5 protein-coding genes are annotated in these 4367 nt (G+C 73.1%); 2 read left to right on the forward strand and 3 right to left on the reverse strand.

Going from position 1 to position 4367, the window contains the following annotated elements; translation table 11 throughout:
• Positions 1-737, forward strand: a 737-nt coding sequence (gene lnt / locus A8G18_RS21585) for an apolipoprotein N-acyltransferase (RefSeq protein ID WP_064065493.1), incomplete at its 5' end; no start/stop codon positions are given.
• Entirely contained in the window at positions 737-1513 is a 777-nt protein-coding gene (locus A8G18_RS21590; protein WP_064065494.1) for a polyprenol monophosphomannose synthase, read from the forward strand. The genes lnt and A8G18_RS21590, both read left to right, overlap by 1 nt.
• A gap of 27 nt (positions 1514-1540) precedes the next feature.
• On the opposite strand, the gene A8G18_RS21595 is transcribed toward A8G18_RS21590, so the two are convergent.
• The 3 genes from A8G18_RS21595 to pabB form a co-directional block, all read right to left on the reverse strand.
• Positions 1541-2536 (reverse strand): AurF N-oxygenase family protein, encoded by a 996-nt coding sequence (locus A8G18_RS21595; RefSeq protein ID WP_064065495.1) that lies wholly within the window; start codon positions 2534-2536, stop codon positions 1541-1543.
• Positions 2533-3444: a prephenate dehydrogenase gene (locus A8G18_RS21600; RefSeq protein ID WP_064065496.1), complete on the reverse strand. Its 912-nt coding sequence runs from the start codon at positions 3442-3444 to the stop codon at positions 2533-2535. Before A8G18_RS21600 ends, A8G18_RS21595 begins: the two co-directional genes overlap by 4 nt.
• The coding region (gene pabB / locus A8G18_RS21605) for an aminodeoxychorismate synthase component I (RefSeq protein ID WP_064065497.1) at positions 3441-4367 on the reverse strand (927 nt) is incomplete at its 5' end. The genes A8G18_RS21600 and pabB, both read right to left, overlap by 4 nt.

Genomic DNA, 4367 nt, shown 5'->3' on the forward strand with positions numbered 1-4367 from the left:
TCACCGCCGCGGCCGCGGCGATCGACGCGCCGATCCTCGTCGGGGCGGTGCTGGTCAACGGGGACGGCACCACCACCAATTCGGTGATCGTGTGGGACGCGCAGACCGGGCCGGGGGAGCAGCACGACAAGAAGATCATCCAACCGTTCGGGGAATATCTGCCGTGGCGTTCGTTCTTCCGGTTGTTCTCCGAGTACGCCGACCGCGCCGGCCACTTCGTGCCCGGCCACGGGGACGGCACCGTCACCGCGGCGGGCCTCGATATCGGGGTGGCGACCTGCTACGAGGTGGCCTTCGACCGGGCGTTCCGCGACTCGATCACCGCCGGGGCACAACTGTTGGCGGTGCCGACGAACAACGCCACCTTCGGCGACACCGAGATGACCTACCAGCAGCTGGCGATGTCGCGGCTGCGGGCCGTCGAGCACGGCCGGGCCGTGGTGGTCGCGGCGACCAGCGGGGTCAGCGCGATCGTCGACCCGGACGGCCGGGTGCAGCAGAGCACATCCCTGTTCGTGCCCGATGCCCTGGTGGCGCAGGTGCCCGTGCGGGCAGACGTTACGCTGGCTAGTCGGCTCGGAGTGGCGCCGGAGCTCGTGCTCTGCGCCGCGGCCGTGGTCGCCGCCGGTCTCGCCGTGGTGCGGGGGCGGCGGGAGAAGGCCGGTGCGGCAGCTCGCGCCAGCACCGGCGCAGCAGGAGCACCGGCCGGTGGCCGGTTCGACAAGGAGGACCTCTGATGGCAGCGGCGACGCCGGCCGGGAACGACAGCGCACCCAGCGCCCGCACCCTGGTGATCATTCCGACCTACAACGAGCGGGAGAACCTCGGTCGGATCATCACCCGGCTGCACGCCGCGCTGCCGCACACCCACGTCCTGGTCGTCGACGACGGCAGCCCCGACGGCACCGGCGACCTCGCCGACGACCTCGCCGCCGCCGACGAGCGCATCGCGGTGCTGCACCGCACCGAGAAGAACGGGCTCGGCGCCGCCTACATCGCCGGTTTCCGGTGGGGGCTCGAGCACGACTACACGGTGCTCGTGGAGATGGACGCCGACGGCAGCCACGCCCCCGAGCAGCTGCACCTGCTGCTCGAGCAGGTCGACGCCGGCGCCGATCTGGTGCTCGGCTCCCGGTACGTGCCCGGCGGCACGGTGGTGAACTGGCCGTGGCACCGCGAGGTGCTCTCCCGCGGCGGCAACATCTACTCGCGGCTCGCGCTCGGGGTGTCGATCCAGGACATCACCGGCGGCTACCGCGCCTACCGCCGGGAGGTGCTCGAGAAGCTCGACCTCGACGCGATCGCCTCGCACGGCTACTGCTTCCAGGTCGATCTGGCGTGGCGCACCCTGCAGGCCGGGTTCACCGTCGCCGAGGTGCCCATCACGTTCACCGAACGGGAGATCGGCGAGTCGAAGATGAACGGCAACATCGTGCAGGAGGCCCTCGTGCGGGTCACCGTGTGGGGATTGCGCAGCCGCCTCGCGCGGCTGCGGGCACTGCTCGGCCGGTGATGCTCTCTGCGCTGCGCGGCTGATGCGTCAGGCGCTACGCGGCCACGGCCAGCGGGCGTCGAGTTCCTCCCCGAGCCCCAGGGCCGCGCACAACCGGCGGATGGCGGTGCAGTCCTGCACCACCGGCCGGCCCTCGCTCACCGCGATGGTGTCGGCGACGAGTTCGTCGCCGCCGGGGATGTTCTCGTGCGCGATGATCGCCGCCCAGGTGGAGGTGTCGGCGCCGGTGAACGCCGCGACCGCCGCGCCGAGCGCGTCGAGCAACCGCACCCGATCGGCGTCGTCGAGTTCGGTGAGCACCGCGGTGAGCAGGCCCCCGGCGAGGGAGGCGTGGCACAGCTCGTCGCGGCGGTGCACCGCCACCGTCGCGCGGTTCACCGGCTGCACCTGCGGGTCGGTGGTGAGCAACGCCAGATAGGCGCTGATCGAGGTTTCGGCGACGGTGGTGAACGCCAGCTGCACCAGCGCCGCCGCCCGCGGATCCTCCGCCCGGGCGACCGCGGCCCGGTGCTCCCGCACCGTGGGGCACAGCGGCAGCACCGATTCCGGTAACGCCCAGCCGCGACGGCGGCGGGTCAGCGCGTTGGCCTGCTGATGCATGAGGGTGTGGTACTGCTCGTCGACCATCGCCTGCAGCACCCCGGTGACCACCCTGTCGGACGGGCCGAAGCCGAACACGTCGTCGGTGATCAACCCGAAGCCCGGATTGACGACGTGCTGCTCGATGTCGACGACGCTCTTGTTGTAGGCGATCCACGCCCACGCCCGCAGCCGCGCCCGCTGCGCCTCGTCCAGCGCCAGATAGCGTCGATGCTCGGCGAAGGGCAGCATCTGTTCGGGGAAGTCGGCGCGGTGCGGGTCGAACAGCGCGTCGAGGTCCACCTCGGTTTTCTTCACCGCGGCGCGGCGCGGCCAGGACCGGACCAGTCCGGTGATCACCGCGCTCTCGGCCGGATCGGACGGATCGTGCGGCGGGAGTTCCGGCGCGCGCAGCTGCCCGCCCGGGGTGTCGGACTCGGTCACGTCCGGCTCCTTTCCTCGCGGGAGGACACCGCCCCCGGATCCCGCGGCAGCGTCGCGAACAGCTGCGCGCACAACTCCGCGGCGGCGGGGCACCCGTCGCCCAGCGCGGTGTGGGCCCGGTCGAGCAGCGCCGCGAAGTCGGGCAGCGCGTCGGTGGCGGCGTCGAGGTCGGCGACCGCCTCGGCGAGCGCGCGACGGGCGGTGTCGGCATACGGGTTGGTGCGCTGGATGTCGTGGTAGACCTCGGCGGTGCCGCCGGTGATGCGTGCGAGCAGCGCCCGCAGCACGGTGTGCGGGGGTGCGGCGACCCGCGCGGCGACGCCCGGCACGTCGAGCCGGTCGAGGGCGATCCCGAAGGCGAGGATCGCGGCGTGGGTGAGCACCTGCACGGCGGCGGTGATGCGGTCGTGCTCGTCCGCGGTGGTCTCCACCACGGTGGCGCCCCGGGCGCGCAGCGCCGTCACGAACTCGTCCGCGGCCGGGGCGTCGTGGTGGCGCACCGTCAGCACCGGCCGGCCCGGCAGACCGAGATCCGGGGCGAACATCGGGTTGATGCCCAGCGCGGGTGCGCCCGGCCGGTAAGTGTGCAGCGCCGCGGCGATCGGGGTCTTCACCGACAGGGTGTCCACCAGCAGGGTGTGCGGGGGCAGCAGCCGCGCCAGCACCGGCAGGGCGGCACCGGCGATCACGTCGGGGACGGCCAGGACCACGAGGGCGGCGTCGCCGAGGGCGCCGGCGAGGGCGGTGTCGGGGGCGGTCAGGTCGGCGCACAGCATCCCCGGGGTGGTCGGGTCGGCGGCCGGGTCGACGACGAGCACCTCCCGGCCGGCCGCGCGCAGCACGGCGGTGAGCAGGGCGCCGACGGCGCCGCATCCGCCGGCGACGACCACCCGGCCGGTGGTGGTCACGGCCCGGCCCGCCCCGGCAGCACCGGCGGCCCGTCGACGAGACCGGCCGTGTCCGTGGAGCCGGTCGCACCGGCCCCGTCGGTCGGGGCGGTGTCGCGGGCCGCGGCGAGGCAGCGGCGCATCACCACGGACTTGACGAGGGTCTCGTCGAGTTCGTCGTCCGGATCGGACAGCGCCACGATCGCCCCGCCGATCCCGAAGGTGACCTCGTGGGCGGTGGCGACGAGGGTGCGGATGACCACCGACAGGTCGGCGGCGCCGGTCGGCGACAGATAGCCGATGGCCCCGGAGTACACCCCGCGCGGGCCGTCCTCGAGCTTGTCGATGATCTCCATGGTGCGCAGCTTCGGGGCGCCGGTCATCGAGCCGCCGGGAAAGGCGGCGCGCACACAGTCCACCGCGGAGACGTCCGGTCGCAGGGTGCCGCGCACCGTGGACACCAGCTGGTGCACCGCCGCATAGGTTTCCACCGCGAACAGCGCCGGCACGTGCACCGAGCCGGGCACGCACACCCGCGACAGGTCGTTGCGCACCAGATCGACGATCATCAGGTTCTCGGAGCGGTCCTTCTCGCTGGCCTGCAGGCCCTCCCGCAGCGCCGCGTCCTCACCGGGGGTGCGGCCGCGCGGGCGGGTGCCCTTGATCGGTTTCGATTCGACGGTGCCGTCGGCGTCGATCCGCAGGAAGCGTTCCGGGGAGGCGCTGAGCACCGCCACCTCGGGGAAGTCGAGCAGCGCGCTGTAGGGGGTGGGGCTGATCCGCCGCAGCACCCGGTAGGTGCCGAGCGGGTCGATGCCACCGTCGACGGTGACGGTGTTCGTCAGACACACCTCGTAGGTCTCGCCGCTGCGGATCTCGTTCTGGCACTGGGCGATCAGATCGAGATACCGCTGCGGGGAGTGCCGCAGCCGCAGCTGCGGGCC

Origin of the sequence: Rhodococcus gordoniae (genome assembly GCF_001646655.1) — a bacterium.
GTDB lineage: Bacteria > Actinomycetota > Actinomycetes > Mycobacteriales > Mycobacteriaceae > Rhodococcus > Rhodococcus gordoniae.